Source organism: Aeromonas veronii bv. veronii (assembly GCF_000820225.1).
Lineage (GTDB): Bacteria > Pseudomonadota > Gammaproteobacteria > Enterobacterales > Aeromonadaceae > Aeromonas > Aeromonas veronii.
The window spans coordinates 121,669-140,820 of record NZ_CDDK01000037.1; the positions used below are offsets into that span (position 1 = coordinate 121,669).

Annotated in this window: 15 protein-coding genes; 8 read left to right on the top strand and 7 right to left on the bottom strand. The window is 59.0% G+C overall.

The genetic code is table 11. The features are described from left to right. Positions 1-74 precede the first annotated feature (74 nt). Positions 75-1,256, bottom strand: a complete 1,182-nt coding sequence (gene malE, locus BN1139_RS15910) for a maltose/maltodextrin ABC transporter substrate-binding protein MalE (protein WP_005333871.1) — start codon at positions 1,254-1,256, stop codon at positions 75-77. Positions 1,257-1,664: 408 nt separating this feature from the next. Continuing rightward, the gene (gene yejK, locus BN1139_RS15915; RefSeq protein ID WP_005333872.1) at positions 1,665-2,714 is read right to left on the bottom strand and encodes a nucleoid-associated protein YejK; all 1,050 of its coding nucleotides are present in this window, start codon (positions 2,712-2,714) and stop codon (positions 1,665-1,667) included. A gap of 73 nt (positions 2,715-2,787) precedes the next feature. Here yejK and BN1139_RS15920 point away from each other — a divergent pair, with 73 nt between their 5' ends. Beyond that, positions 2,788-3,015 (top strand): YejL family protein, encoded by a 228-nt coding sequence (locus tag BN1139_RS15920; RefSeq protein ID WP_005333874.1) that lies wholly within the window; start codon positions 2,788-2,790, stop codon positions 3,013-3,015. A gap of 47 nt (positions 3,016-3,062) precedes the next feature. Further along, complete coding sequence (locus tag BN1139_RS15925) at positions 3,063-4,913, top strand: DUF3413 domain-containing protein (protein WP_005352950.1); 1,851 nt, start codon at positions 3,063-3,065, stop codon at positions 4,911-4,913. A gap of 85 nt (positions 4,914-4,998) precedes the next feature. Here the strand turns inward: BN1139_RS15925 and BN1139_RS15930 are convergent, their stop codons facing one another. Further along, positions 4,999-5,865: a MetQ/NlpA family ABC transporter substrate-binding protein gene (locus BN1139_RS15930; RefSeq protein WP_005352952.1), complete on the bottom strand. Its 867-nt coding sequence runs from the start codon at positions 5,863-5,865 to the stop codon at positions 4,999-5,001. A gap of 522 nt (positions 5,866-6,387) precedes the next feature. Here BN1139_RS15930 and asp point away from each other — a divergent pair. The 3 genes from asp to BN1139_RS15945 all read left to right on the top strand — a co-directional run bounded on the left by asp (position 6,388) and on the right by BN1139_RS15945 (position 11,535). Further along, complete coding sequence (asp, locus tag BN1139_RS15935; RefSeq protein ID WP_005352954.1) at positions 6,388-8,262, top strand: serine protease Asp; 1,875 nt, start codon at positions 6,388-6,390, stop codon at positions 8,260-8,262. A gap of 18 nt (positions 8,263-8,280) precedes the next feature. Next, positions 8,281-8,739 carry a serine protease chaperone gene (locus BN1139_RS15940; RefSeq protein ID WP_005352955.1) on the top strand — a complete coding sequence of 153 codons (459 nt, stop codon included), beginning with the start codon at positions 8,281-8,283 and terminating at the stop codon, positions 8,737-8,739. Between the two features lie 414 nt (positions 8,740-9,153). Continuing rightward, a complete protein-coding gene (locus tag BN1139_RS15945) occupies positions 9,154-11,535 on the top strand; it encodes a beta-glucosidase family protein (RefSeq protein ID WP_005352956.1) in 2,382 nt (793 codons plus the stop codon). Between the two features lie 86 nt (positions 11,536-11,621). Here BN1139_RS15945 and BN1139_RS15950 read toward each other — a convergent pair whose 3' ends face one another. Both BN1139_RS15950 and ppsA read right to left on the bottom strand, forming a co-directional pair. Beyond that, entirely contained in the window at positions 11,622-12,599 is a 978-nt protein-coding gene (locus tag BN1139_RS15950) for an AraC family transcriptional regulator (RefSeq protein ID WP_013723626.1), read from the bottom strand. A gap of 284 nt (positions 12,600-12,883) precedes the next feature. Next, positions 12,884-15,256 carry a phosphoenolpyruvate synthase gene (ppsA, locus tag BN1139_RS15955; RefSeq protein ID WP_013723625.1) on the bottom strand — a complete coding sequence of 791 codons (2,373 nt, stop codon included), beginning with the start codon at positions 15,254-15,256 and terminating at the stop codon, positions 12,884-12,886. Positions 15,257-15,603: 347 nt separating this feature from the next. Here ppsA and ppsR point away from each other — a divergent pair, with 347 nt between their 5' ends. Continuing rightward, a complete protein-coding gene (gene ppsR / locus BN1139_RS15960; protein WP_013723624.1) occupies positions 15,604-16,416 on the top strand; it encodes a posphoenolpyruvate synthetase regulatory kinase/phosphorylase PpsR in 813 nt (270 codons plus the stop codon). A gap of 228 nt (positions 16,417-16,644) precedes the next feature. On the opposite strand, the gene BN1139_RS15965 is transcribed toward ppsR, so the two are convergent. Continuing rightward, positions 16,645-16,983 carry a hypothetical protein gene (locus BN1139_RS15965; RefSeq protein ID WP_237700562.1) on the bottom strand — a complete coding sequence of 113 codons (339 nt, stop codon included), beginning with the start codon at positions 16,981-16,983 and terminating at the stop codon, positions 16,645-16,647. 50 nt (positions 16,984-17,033) lie between these two features. Here BN1139_RS15965 and BN1139_RS21465 point away from each other — a divergent pair, with 50 nt between their 5' ends. Both BN1139_RS21465 and BN1139_RS15970 read left to right on the top strand, forming a co-directional pair. Then, entirely contained in the window at positions 17,034-17,285 is a 252-nt protein-coding gene (locus BN1139_RS21465; protein ID WP_143231931.1) for a hypothetical protein, read from the top strand. A gap of 43 nt (positions 17,286-17,328) precedes the next feature. Beyond that, positions 17,329-18,711, top strand: coding sequence for an amino acid permease (locus tag BN1139_RS15970; protein WP_041980716.1), 1,383 nt, complete (start codon positions 17,329-17,331; stop codon positions 18,709-18,711). Between the two features lie 88 nt (positions 18,712-18,799). Here the strand turns inward: BN1139_RS15970 and BN1139_RS15975 are convergent, their stop codons facing one another. After that, a complete protein-coding gene (locus BN1139_RS15975; protein WP_005344826.1) occupies positions 18,800-19,126 on the bottom strand; it encodes an ArsR/SmtB family transcription factor in 327 nt (108 codons plus the stop codon). Between the last annotated feature and the right edge of the window lie 26 nt (positions 19,127-19,152).

The window sequence follows — 19,152 nt, forward strand, 5'->3', positions numbered from 1 at the left end:
CCAATTAACCTTTATAACGCCAAGAGAGATTTGAGAGAGTGGGAGGCCGTGACGGCCTCCCGGGTAGTGCGTGCTTACTGAACGATACGCTTGGCAGCGGTATCCAGAGCTTCGTCAACACCCTGACGACCGGAGGTCACGTTCTTGAGGGCAGTTTCGAAGGAAGACCAGAAACGGCTCATCTCGGGAACGGATGGCATCGGCTCGCCAGCCTGGGCGTTCAGCATGGTGGCCTTGATGTGCGGATCGGATTCCAGGGTCTTCTGGAAGGATTTCAGCGCAACGGCACCCAGCGGCTTGTCGGCGTTAACCGGCGCCAGACCGGCATCGGTCAGCAGGTAGTTTTCCAAGAACTCGATAGCCAGATCCTTGTTCGGGCTGGCGGCGTTGATGGTGGCACCCAGTACGCCAACGAAGGCTTTGGCCGGCTTGCCGTTCAGGGTCGGCAGCGGCGCTACGCCGTACTTGATGCCGCTCTTGTCCAGGTTGCTCCAGGCCCAGGGACCGTTGATCATCATGGCCACTTCGCCCTTGTTGAACTTGGCGTCCATCACACCGTAGTCGATGCCTTTTTCCAGGTGACCGGACTTGATCATCTCGGAGATGTAGCCCACGCCCATCTTGGCACCTGCGTTGTTCACGCCGGTATCTTTGACGTCATAACCGGTAGCGGTTTTCTTGAAGGCGTAACCACCGTTGGCAGCCACCAGCGGATAGCTGAAGTACGGGGTGTCATAAGCCCACATGATGGCGCGCTTGCCGTTTTTCTTCAGAGTCTCGTCAATCTTGGCGATCTCTTCGAAGGTTTTCGGCGGCTCGGGCAGCAGGTCTTTGTTATAGATCAGGCTGACAGCTTCCATGGCAACCGGGTAGCCATAGGTTTTGCCATCAACAGTCATGGCATCCCATGCCAGCTGTTCAAATTTGCCTTTGGTGGCAGCGTTCGGCGTTACCGGAACCAGCAAACCGGCTTTGACCCACTCACCGTAACGGTCGTGAGCCCAGAAGAAGATGTCCGGGCCGTTGCCAGTGGCGGCGGCTTGCTGGAATTTCACTTCAACCTGATCCGGGTGAGCCACAGTAACCTTGATGCCGGTTTCTGCTTCAAACTTCTTACCCACTTCAGCCAGACCGTTGTATCCCTTGTCACCGTTGATCCAGATGGTCAGCTGGCCTTCATCGATGGCAGCAGTAGCAGAGCAAGCGACGCCAAGAGTGGCCAGACCGATCAGGGATGACAGCAATTTCTTTTTCATGAGCCTTTCCTTGTATTAGTTCCGCGCTGTAAGAGCATTGTGTGCGAGATGAATATTATCCCAAGCGGCAAACGGCTCACATGACGCAACTCGCATTTTTGAAATGCAATTACGTATTTCCTTCCAGAAAGTTTTGAAAACATTTTCTTATTTCAGGGAATTACGGCCATTTATCGGCTTAATTCCAGACAACCACAGAATAATAATTACCAAAATGAAATAAAATTTCATGAGTGAAAGGGTTTTCACCTCAATGAAAACCCTTTCAGGTGGTTTATTTTGTTTGATTTGTTAACAAAGTACCGCGCCAGTTTCGAGGTCTGCCCGGGCGCAATAAAAAAAGAGACCCCGCCGGGGCGGAGTCTCTTTTTGCCAGAAATGACGAGTTGATCACACTCGGGAGCATGACTACGACTGGCGCAGCAGCTGATCCTTGAGATTGGGCGGCACACCCTTGATGGTCAGGGTGTCGGTCTGAGGGTCGTAAAAGATCCGGCTGTTCAACAGCTTCTGCTCAAAGCTCAGAGTCAGACCGCCGCCGGAGCCGACAAACTTGGTCAAACCACGCAAGGTAGAGCGATCCGCCGGGAAACGCTCTTCCAGCTCATACTCCTGACCGATAAAGCTGTAAAAATCGAGGTCACCGTCGCCGGGCAATTCTGCAGACAACTCCTTGATTTCGATCTCTTCACCGGCGCTCGCCTGTTCGGTGCAATATTTGAAGACCTGCTTTTTATAGTCATTGCGCTCGGTCGGTTCAAGCTGACGACTGTCGCAATAATCTTCTACCGCCTGTAGCAAGCCTTTATTTTGTACCTTGGCATCCATACCCTCGCGGGCACCCAGCAGATCCATAAAGAAGTCGCCCAGTTTGCGACCAATACGCCCCTTGCTGAAGGTGATATAGCGGCGCGAATCCGGTTGGGTTTTCCATTCGGTCAAATCAATGCGGGCCACCAGATTGAGTTTGCCGATATCCAGATACTGGATATGGCGCAATTCCAGCGCTTCGCTGACGGTGACGCTCTCCTTGCCCTCCAGCAGGGCAATCAGCAGATAATCGACCCCGACGTAGTTATATTTGGCAAACAGCAGCACCCCCTGCTCATCGAGGGCGTGCTCCACCAGCTGCTTGACCAGCATCTGGGTCACGGTGACCGAGAAGGGGACGAATTCGGTCTGCTCGTCGAGCAGTTGTTCGAGGGCGATACGAAACGCGGGTGAAGGCTGCTTGGGAGCCTCTTCACCGTCGGCCAGCTCGGCGACGGCGGCCTCGGGGTCGGCAAAGAAGCCAAAGCCCTTGCCGCCCTTGCCGTTGTAGATCCGATGCAGTTCCGCCATCAGTCCCTGTACCGCCTCATCAGGGGGCAGGGTCTGGCTGCGGGTATCGGCGTGGGGTTGACCATCGCCGCCCTGGCGCAAGGAGTGAAGAATGATCTTGTCGATATCGAGACTCATGTCACAAAGCCATAGTGTTAGCCGAAAGGGTGAAGTATTATAAGGCGCTTTGAACCGAGATGAACTGAAGATTATGCCTATCGTATCAAAGTACAATAACGAGCAATTTGACGCCCTGATGAACGACCTGATCACCGCGCTGGAAAAGCATAAAGCGCCGGTGGATCTCAGCCTTATGGTGCTTGGCAATCTGACCACCAATATCATCAACGGTATGGCACCGGCCCAGCGCCAGGCCATCACTGAAAAGTTTGTCCAGGCCCTGACCGCATCGGTCGATAATCGCCACGACGCACACTGAGTCCCCGACTCTGTTGATTTGACGTTTCTCAACGCAGATGGATCACTATGGTCGAAACCGGTAACCCCTATCGTGATAATGTCTCTCGCCTGATCACCTGGGGGCATTGGTTCTCCTTCTTCAACATTATTCTGGCCATGCTCATCGCCACCCGTTATCTGGGTGCCATCAGCTGGCCATCGACCACGCTTGGCGTGATCTATCTCGTTGTAAGCTGGATTGGCCACTTCTCGTTTCTGAGTTTTGTCACCTACCTGTTGACGATCTTCCCGCTCAGCTTCGTGCTGCCCAAGGAGAAGTCGTTGCGGTTCATCTCGGCCATCATCGCTACCCTGGCGCTGGTGCTGCTGCTGATCGACACCCAGGTATTCCGGCTGTTCAAGTTCCACCTCAACAGTCAGGTATGGCAGTTGCTGCTGGATCAGGCGCAAACCGAAGAGGGCTCAATCTGGAGCATCATCTTCGTTGCCGTGCCCACCATCTTCCTGCTGCAACTGCTGCTGTCGGCCTATGTCTGGCGCAAGATCAACAAGCGCAAGCGCCGCCAGTACGGCAATCAGGTGGGGCTGGCCCTGCTGATCTGCTTTATTCTGACCCACGTGGTCAACAGCTGGGCGGATGCGACCCTCTATCAGCCGATCACCATGCAGAGAGCCAATTTCCCCCTCTCCTACCCCATGACGGCCCGCTCCTTCCTGGCCAAACATGGCTGGCTGGATCTGGATCAGTACGAGAAGCAGGCGGCCTCCCAGGGTGATAACAGCGACAGCCGGATGCACTATCCGCTGCGCCCGCTCAACGTCAACGCCCCCCTGACTCACAACAATCTGCTGATTGTGGTGGTCGATTCGCTGCGCTTTGACATGCTCAACAACATCAACATGCCCAATCTGCAGCGCTATGCGGATCAGCATCTGACGTTCCGCAATCACCTGAGTGGCGGCAACGACGACCTGATGGGCATGTTCAGCCTCTTCTACGGGTTGCCCGGTCACTACTACAAGGACATCAGCAGCGACAAGCGTCCGCCGGTGCTGTTCGACGAGATGCTGCGCCAGGATTACCAGTTCGGGCTGTTCGGCGCGATGGAAGATGCCCAGAAGTATCGCAAGAGCATCCTCGCCGGTCTGCGCAAACAGGTGTTTGTCTCCGAACAGAGTGACGATGGCAAGCTGCTAACCGACTGGCAGCAATGGCTGGAGAAGCGCTCTCCCGAGCGTCCCTGGTTCTCGCTGGTCTATCTCTCGAGCCCCGGCGACTACCAGTTGCCCGCTACCATGAAGGGGCCGTTCCAGCCGGAGCTCGCCAACTTCAATCCGGCGACCGCCTATCGGGCGGAGAACCTGCAAAAACTGGAGAACCGCTACAAGAACTCGGTCTTCTATACCGACCAGTTGCTTGAGCAGATGCTGACCAAATTGCAGTCGCAGGGGATGGACAGCAACACCATCGTTGTCATCACCTCCAACCACGGCCAGGAGTTCAACGACACCCGCAGCAACAGCTGGGGCGCAGGCAGCAACTACTCACCCTATCAGGTGCAGGTACCGCTGGTACTGGCCTGGCCGGGGCGTGGCAGTGACGTTCGGGAACAACCAAGCAGCCATTTCGATCTGGCGCCGACCCTGATGCAGGGGATGCTGGGCGTGCGCAATCCGGCGCGCGATTACAGCGTTGGCCGCTCGCTGTTTGATACCAGCCCGCGCAACTGGCTGCTGGCCGGGGATCAGAACGACTTTGCCATCTATGAAGGGGACACCATCACCCACTTCAACAAGCAGGGTGACTTCGAACTGCTGGAACGCAACAGCTATCGCCCGATCAAGCACGGCACCCCGGATATGGGCGCCATGATCCAGGTGATGAACGAGCTCAACCGCTTCTATCGCAACCAGTGAAGCGCCCGTTGATGGCTTGCTACCATAAAAAACGCCCCGAATTCGGGGCGTTTTTCGTTGTATAGCCGTGCCACATTCACGACTGTTAGCCACCCCACCCTTGCGGGTACTTGTAGCCGACGAAACGCTTGGCTGCATAGGCTTTGAAAGCCGCCGAGTTGTAGGCCGCCGCCACATCTTTGGCAAACGGCTGCTCCGCATCTGCGCTTTTCACCACCACCCAGTTGATAAAATCGTAGCTGCGCTCCAGAAACAGTCCTTCACTGAACGGGATTCCGCTGGAGGCGGCATAATTACCGTTGATCACCGAGAAGTCCACATCCTCCCGCGAGCGGGGCAACTGCGCGGCTTCCAGCAGTACCAGCTTGAGATTGTGCGGATTGTTCACCACATCAAACTCGCTCGCTTTTAGCGGGTTTATCCCCTCCTTGAGAGTGAGCCAACCAAGATCCTGCAGCATCAGCAGCGCCCGCGCCTGATTGGTGGGATCGTTGGGGATGGCCACCGTGCTCCCCTCTTTCATCTTGTCGAGTGCTGCCAACTTGCCGGAATAGAGTCCCATCGGACCGGTTGGCACCTGGGTAATGGGCGCCAGCGACAAGCCGCGATCTTTGGCAAAACTCTCCAGATAAGGTTTGTGCTGGAAACAGTTCACATCCAGTGATCCGTCAGCCAGAGCAATATTGGGAGTCACATAGTCGGTGAACTCCACCAGCTTGACCTTATACCCCTTGGCCTCCAGCTGCGGCTTGATGGAGTCGGTCACCATGTCGGCAAAATCCCCCACCGTGGTACCAATCACAATCTCCTGTTTGGTCGGCAAGGACGCATCGGCGGCAACCGCGGAAAAAGAGAGGCTCCCGACCGCTATCGCGGCAATAAAGGTGCTGGCGCCAGCAGTGGCGCGCAAGGAAGCAGTCAAAGGAGAAGATAAGAAGGAACGAAACGGCATAGGGACTCCCTGTCAGGTACGCATCAAGCTATGGGACTGCGGCGGGGGGTCTCTCAGAGATTAGGCCCCTCAAACCGCAGCAATCTAGCCATCCAAACGGCTATTTTGGTTACCATAACAGAGCCATCCACTGCCGCCAAGCAATAAACCGCTGGTTCCACCTCATCACCCTTGCTGTCACCCCCGAATGCATAGCTGCACTCACGTTGGCACACACAACCATGCCGCTCACGTTCAAGAGCGCACGAGCTCCCCTCGGGATTGCCCCGAATCGAGATGGCTGCGGCGAAGGAGAGTCGCGAGAGGAGTGAATTACAGATAAAAAGATCAGTAGTGAGCGGTGAGAAACATTCTCAATAGAACACATAACCAGCGTCATTGGAATACCTACCATAAACCAGATCGGATTTCTTTGAACCTCATTGCGTTTTTTGAAAATGGCTCTTTTTGAACCCCTACCACCCGTGTATAGATTTCCGTCGCACTCAGGATGGTGCGATCCAAGATGGAGTTAAAAAAATAATGAAGCAAACATCGTTAGCACTGGCGATCACAGCACTGCTGTCGACCCTGCCCAGTGCGCTCGTTCAGGCAAATGAAGGTTGTGCGCCGCTCACCGGCAAGGAGAGCGGCATGGATATCGGACGCAGCAGCACCGAGCGCTGCCTGCCAGGTACCAATCCCCTGCAGGATCAGCAGTGGTATCTGCTCAACAGCGGCCAGGATGGATTCAGCGCCCGTAGCGGCATAGCGGGCAATGATCTCAACCTTTGGTGGGCTCATCGCACCGGCGTGCTGGGCCAGGGAGTCAATGTGGCCGTGGTGGATGATGGTCTGGCCATCGCCCACCCGGATCTGGCGGACAACGTGCGTCCGGGTTCGAAAAACGTGGTAACCGGCAGCGATGACCCGACACCGACCGATCCGGATACGGCCCACGGCACTTCGGTCTCCGGCATCATTGCGGCGGTAGACAACGCCATCGGTACCAAGGGGATTGCCCCGCGAGCCCAGTTGCAGGGGTTCAACCTGCTGGATGACAACAGCCAGCAGTTGCAGAAGGATTGGCTCTACGCCCTTGGGGACAGCGATGCCAGCCGCGACAACCGGGTGTTCAACCAGAGCTACGGCATGAGTGTGGTTGATCCCCGCTCTGCCAACTCTCTGGATCAATCCCAGCTTGATCGCCTGTTTGAACAGCAGACCCTCAAGGCGCAGGGTGCGGCCTATATCAAGGCCGCCGGCAACGGCTTCAACAAGATAGCGGCGGGCGGCTATGTGCTTAACCGCACCGGTAATGGCCCCAAATTGCCGTTTGAAAACAGCAACCTCGATCCCTCCAACAGCAACTTCTGGAACCTGGTGGTAAGCGCGCTCAACGCCGATGGCGTCAGAGCCTCCTACTCCAGCGTCGGCAGCAACATCTTCCTGAGCGCGACCGGCGGCGAGTACGGTACCGACTCTCCGGCGATGGTGACCACGGATCTGCCCGGCTGCGACATGGGTTACAACCGCACCGACGATCCCAGCACCAACCGGCTGCACGGCAACCCGCAACTGGATGCCAGCTGCGACTACAACGGCGTGATGAACGGCACCTCCTCCGCCACCCCCAGCACCTCCGGCGCCATGGCGCTGCTGATGTCCGCCTACCCGGATCTGTCGGTACGTGACCTGCGGGATCTGCTGGCGCGCAGCGCAACCCGGGTCGATGCCACACAGAAACCTGTGATGGTCAGCTACACCAGCAGCACCGGTAAGGTGCGTGATGTGAAAGGGCTGGAAGGGTGGGAGCGCAATGCCGCCGGCATGTGGTTCAACCCGACTTACGGTTTTGGTCTGATTGACGTCAACAAGGCCCTTGAGCTGGCAGCCAATCACCAGCCCCTGCCCCCGCTGGTGCAACTGCCGTGGCAGAAGATCAATGTCAGCGGCAGTGCCGCTGCCATCCCGGATGTGGGCAACAGCCCAACCAGCTCGACAACCCGCATCGCGACACCATTGACGATAGAAGCGGTTCAGGTGATGGTGAGTCTGGATCATCAGCGCCTGCCCGATCTGCTGATCGAACTGGTCTCCCCCGCTGGCACCCGCAGCATCCTGCTGAGCCCCTTCAACAGCCTGGTCGGCCAATCTCTCGACCAGCAGCAGCTGGGCTTTGTGCGAACCAAGGGATTGCGCGACATGCGGATGCTATCCAACAAGTTCTACGGCGAATCGGCACAAGGCACATGGCGACTGGAAGTAACCGACGTTGCCAACGGTACCCGTCAGGTCTCTCTGCTCAATCGCGAGACCCGTGAGCGCACCACCCTGACCGAGCGCAACAATCGCCAACCGGGCAAGCTGATCTCATGGTCCCTGCGGGTCCTGGGTCACGATGCCAACCGCAGCTAACACGCTAGGAGTATTACCATGAACAAACCTGTTACCTTGCTTCTGGCAACCCTGCTGGCCCCCCTCTCGGGACAGCTCTGCGCCGAGGAGTCCGTCACCATGGATGGCAAGCAGTACAGCACCATAGAGGTGAACGGCCAGACCTACCTCATTCCTGACAACGGCAGCAAGAAGCGGGTCGCCCGCAGCCTTGACAGCAAGGTCCCGCAACAGACCCTGCGCCGCGGTGACGTGTTGATGCAAGGGGCCGCCAGCCCCGAGCTGACTGTAAGCGGCACCCTGCTGGTGGAAGCTGACGATGCCAGCGCCAAGGCGCTGGCGACTCGCCACGGCTTGAACTTCAAGCAGAGCAGCGGTGGTATCGCCCTGCTAGAGGCCAAACCGGGCACCGATCTCAACGCCATCGCCACCAAGCTCAAGAGCGAAGGGGTGAATGTGCAGATCGAACTCGCCGGGGCACTCAAACAGCCCAAGTGAGCCGCCCCGGGCCATTGCCCGAGCGCCTCAGTTTATCTTCGAGGGGGCCGCTGGCCCCCTCGCTCGATGGGCTGAGCCCCGATCGTCCACCATCACTTCACCGCTTTCCCCTCCCTTTTTCCTCTGCACTTGCCAACTTTTGCCGCTTGGGCTTGGCACCTTCCTTCGATGCGACCTTGCTCACAACTTGGCGTCCTTGCTCCCGCCGGCACATTTCTCGCTCCCCCTGGACAAGGCAGCCATCACAGGACTTGCTAACCTGCCTGCGAGCCGAATGCCTGCCCATGGGCGTCCGGCGCCCTTGCGAGATCCAATGACAGCCGCCAGCAGAGCGGCCCAACCCGAGCGAGATCCTTTCGCTCGGTGTCGATATCTCCTTTTTGTTTCTATTCAGACAGTGACGAGGACCTATTCATGCCTATCACCACAAAATTGAAAGCGGTTTCGCTGGGCGTCAGCCTGGCGCTGGCCGGCCTGCTGGCCGGTTGCAACCAGAATGACTCAGCCCCCCAGGTCAAGGACGATGCCTACTATCGCGGCCAGGCCGAAGCCATGGTGGCCAAGCTGACCCTGAGCGAGAAGCTGGATCTGCTCTCCGGTCCCGGCTACGGCAGCGCCAACGGCGCCATCAACCTCAAGCAGGACGTGCCCGGGGTCGCGGGTTACATCAACGGTGTCATGCGTACAAGCGATGGCATCGACATTCCCGCCCTCAAATTGGCCGACGGGCCGGCGGGTCTGCGGATCGACGCCAACCGCGACGGTGACAGCACCAGCTACCATGCCACCGCCTGGCCTATCGGCTCACTGCTCGCCTCCAGCTGGGACGTCAAGCTGGTCAAGGCCATCGGCGAAGCTATGGGGGATGAAGTGCGCCAGTACGGGATCGACATCCTGCTGGCACCGGGCATGAACATCCAGCGCAACCCGCTCAACGGGCGCAATTTCGAGTACTACTCGGAAGATCCCCTGCTGACCGGCAAGATAGGCGCCGCCATGGTCAACGGCGTGGAGAGCAACGAGGTGGGCACCACCATCAAGCACTACTTCGGCAATAACTCCGAGACCAACCGCAACCAGATCAACGACATCGGCGAACCGAGAACCTTCCGCGAGATCTATCTGCGCGGCTTCCAGATCGCGGTGGACGAGGCCCAGCCCTGGGCGGTGATGACCTCCTACAACAAGTTCAACGGCACCTATGTCAACGAGCGCAGGGATGCGGTGACTGACCTGCTGCGCGGTGAGTGGAAGTTCGACGGTCTGGTGATGTCTGACTGGTTCGCTGGCGATGTCGAAAACAGTGCCTTCAAGCAGGTCTTGGCAGGGCAGGATTTGATAGAGCCTGGCAACGTAAAAGAGCAGTTGCAGCAATCCATCGAACAGGGCGACCTTGACGAGGCCAAGGTGAACGAGGCGGCCGTCCACATCCTGACCCAGGTGATGAAGAGCCCCTCCTACAATCGGCTGGCCGTCAGCAACAGCCCGGATCTGGCCGCCCACGCCAAACTGGCTCGTCAGGCTGGCGCCGAGAGCATGGTACTGCTGCGCAACGAGGCCACCGCCCTGCCGCTGGCGACAAACAGCACGCTGGCCAGTTTTGGTATCAACCAGATCAACACCTACAAGGGGGGCACCGGCAGCGGGGATGTGAACGCCGCCAGCACCACCACCATCGCCCAGGGGCTGGCCGCGCGCTTCCCGGTCAATGAGGCACTGCAGAGCTACTACCGCGATTTTTACGAGAACAACAAGGTCTATCACGAGGGGCAGTTTGGCGCCAAGGGCTACTACACCTGCGCCGAGGCCCCCGTCAGCGGTGATCTGGCAGCCCTGATCGCCAACGCGGCCACCACCCAGGAAGCCGCTGTCATCAGCATCGGCCGTCAGGCCGGAGAGGGGGCGGATCGCAGCAGCGGCAAGGGGGATTACCTGCTCGGCGATGACGAGCGCGCCCTCATCGAGGCGGTGAGCAGCGCCTTCCATGCCAAGGGCAAGAAGGTGGTGGTGGTACTCAACGTCAACGGCGTCATCGACACCGCTCAGTGGAGTGACAAGGTGGATGCCATCCTGCTGGCCTATATGGCCGGTCAGGAGACCGGCCATGCGGTGGCGGACGTGCTCTCCGGCGCGGTCAACCCGAGCGGCAAGCTGGCCCAGAGCTTCCCGCAAAGCTACGCCAGCGTTCCCTCCGCTGGCACCTTCCCGGGCGTGGATACCAACGGGGACGGTGAACCGGATGATCTCTACTACAACGAGGGGATCTACGTGGGCTATCGCTACTACAGCACCTTCGAGCAGGCGGTCTCCTACCCGTTCGGCTTCGGCCTCTCCTATACCAGCTTCGGCTACACCAGCCCCGCCATTGCCAACAATACCCTGGCCGATGGTGCCGCCGGCAGCCTGGTGCTGACCGCCACCATCACCAACACCGGCACCGTAGCAGGCAAGGAGGCGGCTCAGGTCTATGTGACCGCCCCCGAGGTCAAGCTGAAGAAACCGCTCATCGAGCTCAAGGCTTTTGCCAAGACGGCGCAGCTTGCACCGGGGGCCAGCGAGCAACTGAGCTTCACCATTCCGGCCAGCATCCTCGCCAGCTTCGATGAGGCCAGCAACCAGTGGATCGTCGAGCCGGGCAGCTACCGTGCTTACATCAGCCCCTCGTCAGATGTCTCCAGCAGTACGCCGGTCAGCTTCACGGTGAGCAAGGAGATAGTGGTGAGCAACACCACGCCGGGGGCGCTGGCACTGCCGGAGGGGATCGACCCCGCCACCGTCACCACCGTCACCCGCTAGGTCGGGAAGCTCCGGCCGGGAGGCGCCGCAGGGCGTCCATCCCGGCCTTCACTCGGGACGGGACCGTACTTGCATCGGTCCCGTTTTCATTGGCGGGCATTGCGATAGGCCAGCGGCGTCATCCTGGTGTTGGCCTTGAAGAAGCGGTTGAAGGCGCTCTGGGAGGAGAAGCCGACCCGATCGCTGATGTTCTGCAGGGGTTGCGCCCCCTCTTCCAGCAAGCGGCAGGCCTCGCTCACCCTCACCTCCCTGAGGATGGAGGAGAAGCTGCTCCCCTCCCCCTGCAATCTGCGATTCAGGGTCCAGCGGCTGACGTTCATGGCCGCACACACCTCCTTGAGCAGGCTCTCGTCGCTCTCCAGCGCCCCTTCCCGGATTTTGTGGCGGATCCGTTCCCCCACCAGATAAGCAAAGGGGGCCCGTTCGGTGATGTCGGCGCAGATCTGCGCCAGCTGGGCCAGTTGCAAACGGCCAAGAGGCTCGTTGTAGCAGTGGCTGGGACGGTCGAGCTGGGCATTGCTGATGATCAGGGTATTCTCCCCCTGCTCCCAGCGGCAGCGGGTTGCGAAGAAGTGGTCCAGCAGCTGATGGCGCAGCGGTGGCCGTCCCGTGAACCCCACCGAGACCTGGGCATCCGCCAGATAGACCCGCAGGATCCGGTAGAGAATGATGAAGTTGGGGATGGCCTGACTCGCCCCCAGGCTGGCGGGCCCCTGATTGACATACTGATATTGGCTGACCTGCGCCCCCCGCCGCACCCGCAGCTCGTCACAACTGCCGATGATGGGGCGATAGGCCAGCAGCACCTCGAGCGCCGCCCGCGGCGATGGCTGGTTCAGGCACAGGCTGATGAGCGGCGGATAGTGCTGGTAGAGCTGGCCGATGTCGTAGGAGAGGATGGTCTCGTGAAATCCCGCCAGATAGGGCTGCATCAGCTGCAGCATCCGGTAGTGGCTGTGTGCCGGGATCCGGCCCTGTTCCCGCTCGATGTCGAACGGCGTGAGTCCGCCCGCCATGAGGATGGCATCAGGATCGCCCCCCTGCTGCTGGCAGGCTCCCAGCATGTTTCTGATCACCCGGTTTGATACGCTCTGTGACATCTGCCTACCCTGACCTCCGTGCTGACAGGAAACTGCGTGTACTCCCCGGACGGGACAGGCCCGCACCGCCGGATTGCCGAGCCATTATGGGACGGTTGCAAGGCAGGCAGATGTAACGGAGTGTAAAACCACGCGCCAGCGCGCCTATTTGGGCACATTTAGCCCCCACGTCAGACCTGTTGTAGCATCTCGGCCATAAAAAATGGCGCCCGCGAGCGCCATTTTGATGAGTAGCAGTGCAGCCCGGCTTAGCGCGCCTTGTGTTGCTCCGCCAGATAGAGCCAAGTATCGACCACGGTATCGGGGTTGAGCGACACCGAGTCGATCCCCTGCTCCACCAGCCAGGCGGCGAAGTCCGGATGATCGGATGGGCCTTGGCCACAGATCCCCACGTACTTGCCCGCCTTGCGCGCAGCCTGAATAGCCATCGCCAGCAGTGTCTTGACCGCCTCGTTGCGCTCGTCGAACAGATGGGCAATCAGCCCGGAATCCCGATCCAGCCCAAGGGTGAGCTGGGTCATGTCATTGGAGCCGATGGAGAAGCCGTCCACGTGCTCCAGGAACTTGTCCGCCAACAGGGCGTTGCTCGGGATCTCGCACATCATGATCACCTTGAGCCCCCGCTCGCCGCGGCGCAGACCGTTCTCGGCCAGGATGTCGATCACCTGCTCCGCCTCGCCCACGGTACGCACGAAGGGGATCATCACCTCGACGTTGGTCAACCCCATCACATCGCGCACCCGCTTGATCGCCTCGCACTCGAGGGCAAAACAGGGTCGGAAGCTGTCGGCGATGTAGCGGGATGCGCCACGAAAACCGATCATCGGGTTCTCCTCGTGGGGCTCGTAGCCACGACCGCCCACCAGATTGGCGTACTCGTTGGACTTGAAGTCCGACATCCGCACGATCACCCGCTCCGGCCAGAACGCCGCCCCCAGAGTGGCGATCCCCTCGGTCAGCTTGGCGACATAATATTCCCGCGGGCTGTCGTAACCGGCGATCATCTTGCCGATGGTGGCCTGCAGCTCTGGGGTTTGCTGGTCAAACTCCAGCAGCGCCTTGGGGTGAACCCCGATCATCCGGTTGATAATGAATTCGAGGCGCGCCAGCCCTACGCCAGCATTGGGCAACTGGGCAAAGTCGAAGGCCCGATCAGGGTTGCCGACGTTCATCATGATCTTGATGGGCAAGCGCGGCATGTTGCCTACCTCGGTCACCGCCACATCGAAGTCCAGCTCGCCGTCATAGATAAAACCGGTATCCCCTTCCGCGCAGGAGACGGTAATCCGCTGACCCGGCTGAATATGGTCGGTGGCGTTGCCACAGCCCACCACCGCCGGAATACCCAGCTCGCGGGCGATGATGGCAGCGTGACAGGTGCGGCCGCCCCGATTGGTGACGATGGCAGAGGCCCGCTTCATGATGGGCTCCCAGTCCGGGTCGGTCATGTCGGTCACCAGCACATCGCCGGGCTGCACCTCGTCCATCTGGCTGATGGACGAGATAACCCGCGCCGGGCCTGCGCCAATCTTGTGGCCGATGGCGCGCCCTTCGATCAGCACCTTGCCCGCTTGCTTGAGGGCAAAACGCTCGAGGGTATTGGCCTCCTGCCGACTGCGCACAGTTTCCGGGCGCGCCTGCACGATATAGAGCTGGCCATCCTGCCCATCCTTGGCCCACTCGATATCCATCGGGCGGCCATAGTGCTGCTCGATGATGAGGGCCTGTTTCGCCAGCGCCATCACCTCCTCATCGGTGATGCAGAAGCGGCTGCGCTCGGCCTCATCGGTGTCGACAATCTTCACCTGACGGCCGTGACCGGCATCGTCCGAATAGGTCATCTTGATGAGCTTGGAGCCGAGGGTCTTGCGCACCACCGCTGGACGGCCACCCCTGAGGGTCGGCTTGTGCACATAGAACTCGTCCGGGTTGACCGCGCCCTGCACCACCATCTCGCCAAGACCATGGGCCCCGGTGATAAAGACCACGTCGTTGAAACCGGACTCGGTATCCAGAGTAAACATGACGCCGGAGGCGGCGAGATCCGAGCGCACCATCCGCTGCACCCCGGCCGAGAGGGCAACACCCTTGTGGTCGTAGCCCTGATGCACCCGATAGGAGATGGCGCGATCGTTGAACAGAGAAGCAAACACATGCTTGACCGCCGTCATGACGGCATCGATGCCACGTACGTTGAGGAAGGTCTCCTGCTGACCGGCAAAGGAGGCGTCCGGCATATCCTCGGCGGTGGCGGAGGAGCGCACCGCAAACGAGGCCTCGACACCGGCACTCAACTTTTCATAGGCAACCCGGATCGCCTGCTCCAGCTCGGGCTGGAACGGGGCTTCGATCACCCAGTCGCGGATCTGCTGACCGGCCCGGTTGAGGGCGGCGATATCGTCCACGTCGAGATTGTCGAGCAGATGGTGGATCTTGCCGTTGAGGCCGCTTGACTCCAGAAACTCGTTAAACGCAAAGGCGGTGGTGGCAAAGCCCCCCGGCACGGATACGCCGGCGCCAGAGAGGTTGCTGATCATCTCGCCAAGGGATGCGTTCTTGCCGCCAACTCGTTCTACGTCCTGCATTCCGAGTTGTTCGTACCAGAGCACGTACTGTTGCACTTGGATGTCTCCAGGTTGGTGGGCACCGATGCCATAGCACCTCGTGCGCCCGATTTAATCGATGAGGTTATGGGTAAGTCAGGTGCGTTATTGTCTGTTTCTTTTGTTGCCAACGACCATGAAAACGTTTTCCGCTGGTTTTCAAAAAAATCCCCGAGCAAGCGTTGGGGATGGCCGAATGACCGGAACATTCTACAATGGCGACACAAAAAGATAACGATTCAGGTTTGCAAGCCACTTCACAACTTGGGCACAGCAGACCGGTTGACAAAACTGGTATGGTTTCGGGAGATACTTCTCACCCCTTACCCCATGCAACCCCACCCGCGGTATCACAGGAGCCCTACGTGCACACCGTATTTTATATTTCAGACGGCACCGCCATCACCGCCGAAGTGTTCGGTCACGCGGTACTGAGCCAGTTTCCTCTGGCCTTCGAGCAGATCACTATCCCCTTTGTGGAGACACTGGAGAAAGCCCGTCAGGTACGGATGCGGATCGACGAGCAGTTCCGCCAGACCGGGGTACGCCCCATTCTGTTTCACACCATCGTCGACCCGCTGGTACGGGAAGAGGTGCTCAAATCGGAGGCATGCGGCCACGACTTTCTCAATACCTTCGTCAGCCCGCTGGAGCAGGAGCTGGGGGTAAAGGCCGAGCCCCGCCTCCACCGCACCCACGGCATGGAGAATCGCAAGCTCTATGACGATCGCATCGAGGCGGTCAACTTCGCACTGGCCAACGACGATGGCATTACCACCAAGGAGTACGATGAGGCGGACATCATCCTGATCGGGGTCTCCCGCTGCGGCAAGACCCCCACCAGCCTCTATCTGGCGCTGCAGTTCGGCATTCGTGCCGCCAACTACCCCTTTATCGAACAGGATATGGGCATGCTGGAGCTGCCAGCTCCCCTCAAGGCCAACCGCCACAAGCTGTTTGGCCTCACCATAGCGCCGCAGCGGCTGCACGAGATCCGCAACCAGCGCCGTGCCAACAGCCGCTACTCCTCCATCGAGCAGTGCGAGCAGGAGCTGGCCTGCGTGGAGCGACTGTTTCGCCAGGAGGCGATCCGCTTTCTCGATACCAGCTCCCACTCGGTGGAGGAGATCAGCGCCAAGGTCCTCGAGGCGACCGGTCTGCGCCGCCAGCTCTGTTAAGTCAGCTTGACAGCTACTGGCATCAACAGCAGATAAAAATCACACGTACACTGTAAAAGTCAGGCGCTGTGAGCTGTGGTTTGAGTAGATGACAGTGAAAAGCGTGGATGAAAAAGGGATAAGCACCACAAATGCTTATCCCTCTGCTTGCCGACCTTGTCATTGCGCGCTTGTCACCTGCCGCCGTTTTGTTCCGCTCTACTGTGTTCTGCAAACAGCCAGACTTGACTAGCGATTGAGCTCGGGGTTGTTCATCAATCGGGCATAGAAGGCCAGCAAGCCGTGGCGCAGGCGAACCCGCTCTGCCAGCCAGCCGCCAGCAACAGCACCCGTTACCCCGCCAACCAGCAGCAGCGGCTGCCAGTAGTGCAGCAATCCCTGATCACCGAGCAACAGCCAGCCCAGCAGCATGGTCGCGACCACCAGCAACAGCTGCGGACTGGCGGCAATTGCCAGCCAGAGCGCCACCAGCAGCCCCCGGGCCACCCCTTGTTGCAGCACGCTTTCACTCTCCCTGTGCTCCAACTCCCCGCACTCTTCCCTGCACTCTCGCTTGCATGGCATCATTTGAATCCATCCATAACTCAGCACCAAAAAAAGCCCACAGACAGAGCAAAATGTCAACAAAACATAATTCGATTGCGCAAATATCAACCAAACACCACCACCCAGCCTCTCAAGATCATAAAAACGCTGCCTTTGGTACAAAACACGGCCATTCAGCATGGAAAACAGGTGCATTCATGGCGGATTATCACTATTCTGCTTCGGTTGCCAGCCAACAGCAAAAATTGAAAACGGCATGGCGTAACGAAATAAATACAGCTTTCGTCAGGTTTTGGCTACGCACTGCGGCCTGCTCAGGATGAGCCCAATACCGGCAAGAGACAACAGAGACGTAAGGACAGATCCATGGATTTGAAACAAGACGGTGAGGAGCTGAAGCGCGGCCTTAAAAACCGCCACATTCAGTTGATTGCTTTGGGCGGCGCCATCGGCACCGGCCTCTTTCTGGGCATTGCCCAGACCATCAAGATGGCAGGCCCCTCGGTCCTGCTGGGCTACGCCATCGGCGGCTTTATCGCCTTCCTGATCATGCGCCAGCTCGGTGAAATGGTGGTGGAAGAGCCGGTAGCCGGCTCCTTCAGCCACTTTGCCTACAAATACTGGGGCGAGTTTGCCGGTTTTGCGTCCGGCTGGAACTACTGGGTGCTCTACGTGCTGGTGAGCATGGCCGAGCTGACCGCGGTGGGCATCTATGTCCAGTACTGGTGGCCAGAGATCCCGACCTGGATGTCGGCAGCCTTCTTCTTCGTGCTGATCAACGCCATCAACCTCTCCAACGTCAAAGCGTTTGGCGAGATGGAGTTCTGGTTCGCCATCATCAAGGTGGTCGCCATCATCGGCATGATTGGCTTCGGTGGCTATCTGCTCATCTCCGGCACCGGCGGCCCCGAGGCGAGCGTCACCAACCTATGGGCGCAAGGGGGCTTCTTCCCCAACGGCATCAGCGGTCTGGTGATGGCGATGGCGGTGATCATGTTCTCCTTCGGCGGTCTGGAGCTGGTGGGCATTACCGCCGCCGAAGCAGACAACCCCGAGAAGAGCATTCCCAAGGCCACCAATCAGGTGATCTACCGCATCCTCATCTTCTATATCGGCGCTCTGGCTATCCTGATGTCCCTCTACCCCTGGGGTAAAGTGGTGGAAGGCGGCAGCCCGTTCGTGATGATCTTCCACGCACTGGACAGCAATCTGGTCGCCACCGTGCTCAACATCGTGGTGCTGACGGCGGCACTGTCGGTCTACAACAGCTGCGTCTACTGCAACAGCCGGATGCTGTTCGGGCTGGCCAAGCAGGGCAACGGCCCGAAAGCCCTGCTCAAGACCAACAAGAGCGGCGTGCCGCTGGTTGCCCTCTCGGTCTCGGCCATCGCCACCCTGCTCTGCGTGCTGATCAACTACCTGATGCCGGGCAAGGCGTTCGGTCTGCTGATGGCGCTGGTGGTCTCCGCACTGGTGATCAACTGGGCGATGATCAGCCTCGCGCACCTCAAGTTCCGCAAGGCCATGGTCGCAGAGGGTGTCCAGCCCAAGTTCAAGGCGTTCTGGTACCCCTTCGGCAACTATCTCTGCCTCGCGTTCATGGCCGGTATTCTGGTGATCATGTATATGACCCCCGATTTCCGCATCTCGGTCGAACTGATCCCCGCCTGGCTGGTGGTACTGGGCATTGGCTTTGTCATCAAGCGCAAAGGACAAGCCCAAAGCAAGGTCGCAGCCAATCTGGGTTAATGCCCGCAGCTGAGAAAAACAATGCAAAACGCCGATCGGATGATCGGCGTTTTTTTATTGCGCGCAGCACTACTAGCAGCCATAGCCCTCAGGAAGGCAGCTCTTGCCTTTGATCTTGCCGATGCTCCGGGCTGTTGACGCAACACTCATCGCGGAAAAAGGCGATGATCTCCTCCAGCACCGCGTATTGAGAGACGCAAAGCAGGGTGCGACTCTCCCGGTTTTGCTTCACCAGCCCCACCGAGACCAGCGCCGCGATATGGTGGCTGAGGGTGGAAGCGGGGATCGCCAGCTGCTTTTGCAGCTCCCCCACCGGCAGTCCCTGCTCTCCCGCCTTGACCAGATGCTTGAAGATAAACAGCCGGGTCGGATGACCCAGCTCTTTCAATGCCTTGGCGACCTCTTCCAGTTGCATCTCTGCGCCCTCCACAAATTTGATAT

Coding starts and splice junctions, on each gene's coding strand:
- malE (WP_005333871.1), bottom strand. CDS start 1,256: ATGAAAAAGAAATTGCTGTCATCCCTGATCGGTCTGGCCACTCTTGGC.
- yejK (WP_005333872.1), bottom strand. CDS start 2,714: ATGAGTCTCGATATCGACAAGATCATTCTTCACTCCTTGCGCCAGGGC.
- BN1139_RS15920 (WP_005333874.1), top strand. CDS start 2,788: ATGCCTATCGTATCAAAGTACAATAACGAGCAATTTGACGCCCTGATG.
- BN1139_RS15925 (WP_005352950.1), top strand. CDS start 3,063: ATGGTCGAAACCGGTAACCCCTATCGTGATAATGTCTCTCGCCTGATC.
- BN1139_RS15930 (WP_005352952.1), bottom strand. CDS start 5,865: ATGCCGTTTCGTTCCTTCTTATCTTCTCCTTTGACTGCTTCCTTGCGC.
- asp (WP_005352954.1), top strand. CDS start 6,388: ATGAAGCAAACATCGTTAGCACTGGCGATCACAGCACTGCTGTCGACC.
- BN1139_RS15940 (WP_005352955.1), top strand. CDS start 8,281: ATGAACAAACCTGTTACCTTGCTTCTGGCAACCCTGCTGGCCCCCCTC.
- BN1139_RS15945 (WP_005352956.1), top strand. CDS start 9,154: ATGCCTATCACCACAAAATTGAAAGCGGTTTCGCTGGGCGTCAGCCTG.
- BN1139_RS15950 (WP_013723626.1), bottom strand. CDS start 12,599: ATGCTGGGAGCCTGCCAGCAGCAGGGGGGCGATCCTGATGCCATCCTC.
- BN1139_RS15965 (WP_237700562.1), bottom strand. CDS start 16,983: ATGATGCCATGCAAGCGAGAGTGCAGGGAAGAGTGCGGGGAGTTGGAG.
- BN1139_RS21465 (WP_143231931.1), top strand. CDS start 17,034: ATGTCAACAAAACATAATTCGATTGCGCAAATATCAACCAAACACCAC.
- BN1139_RS15970 (WP_041980716.1), top strand. CDS start 17,329: ATGGATTTGAAACAAGACGGTGAGGAGCTGAAGCGCGGCCTTAAAAAC.
- BN1139_RS15975 (WP_005344826.1), bottom strand. CDS start 19,126: ATGCAACTGGAAGAGGTCGCCAAGGCATTGAAAGAGCTGGGTCATCCG.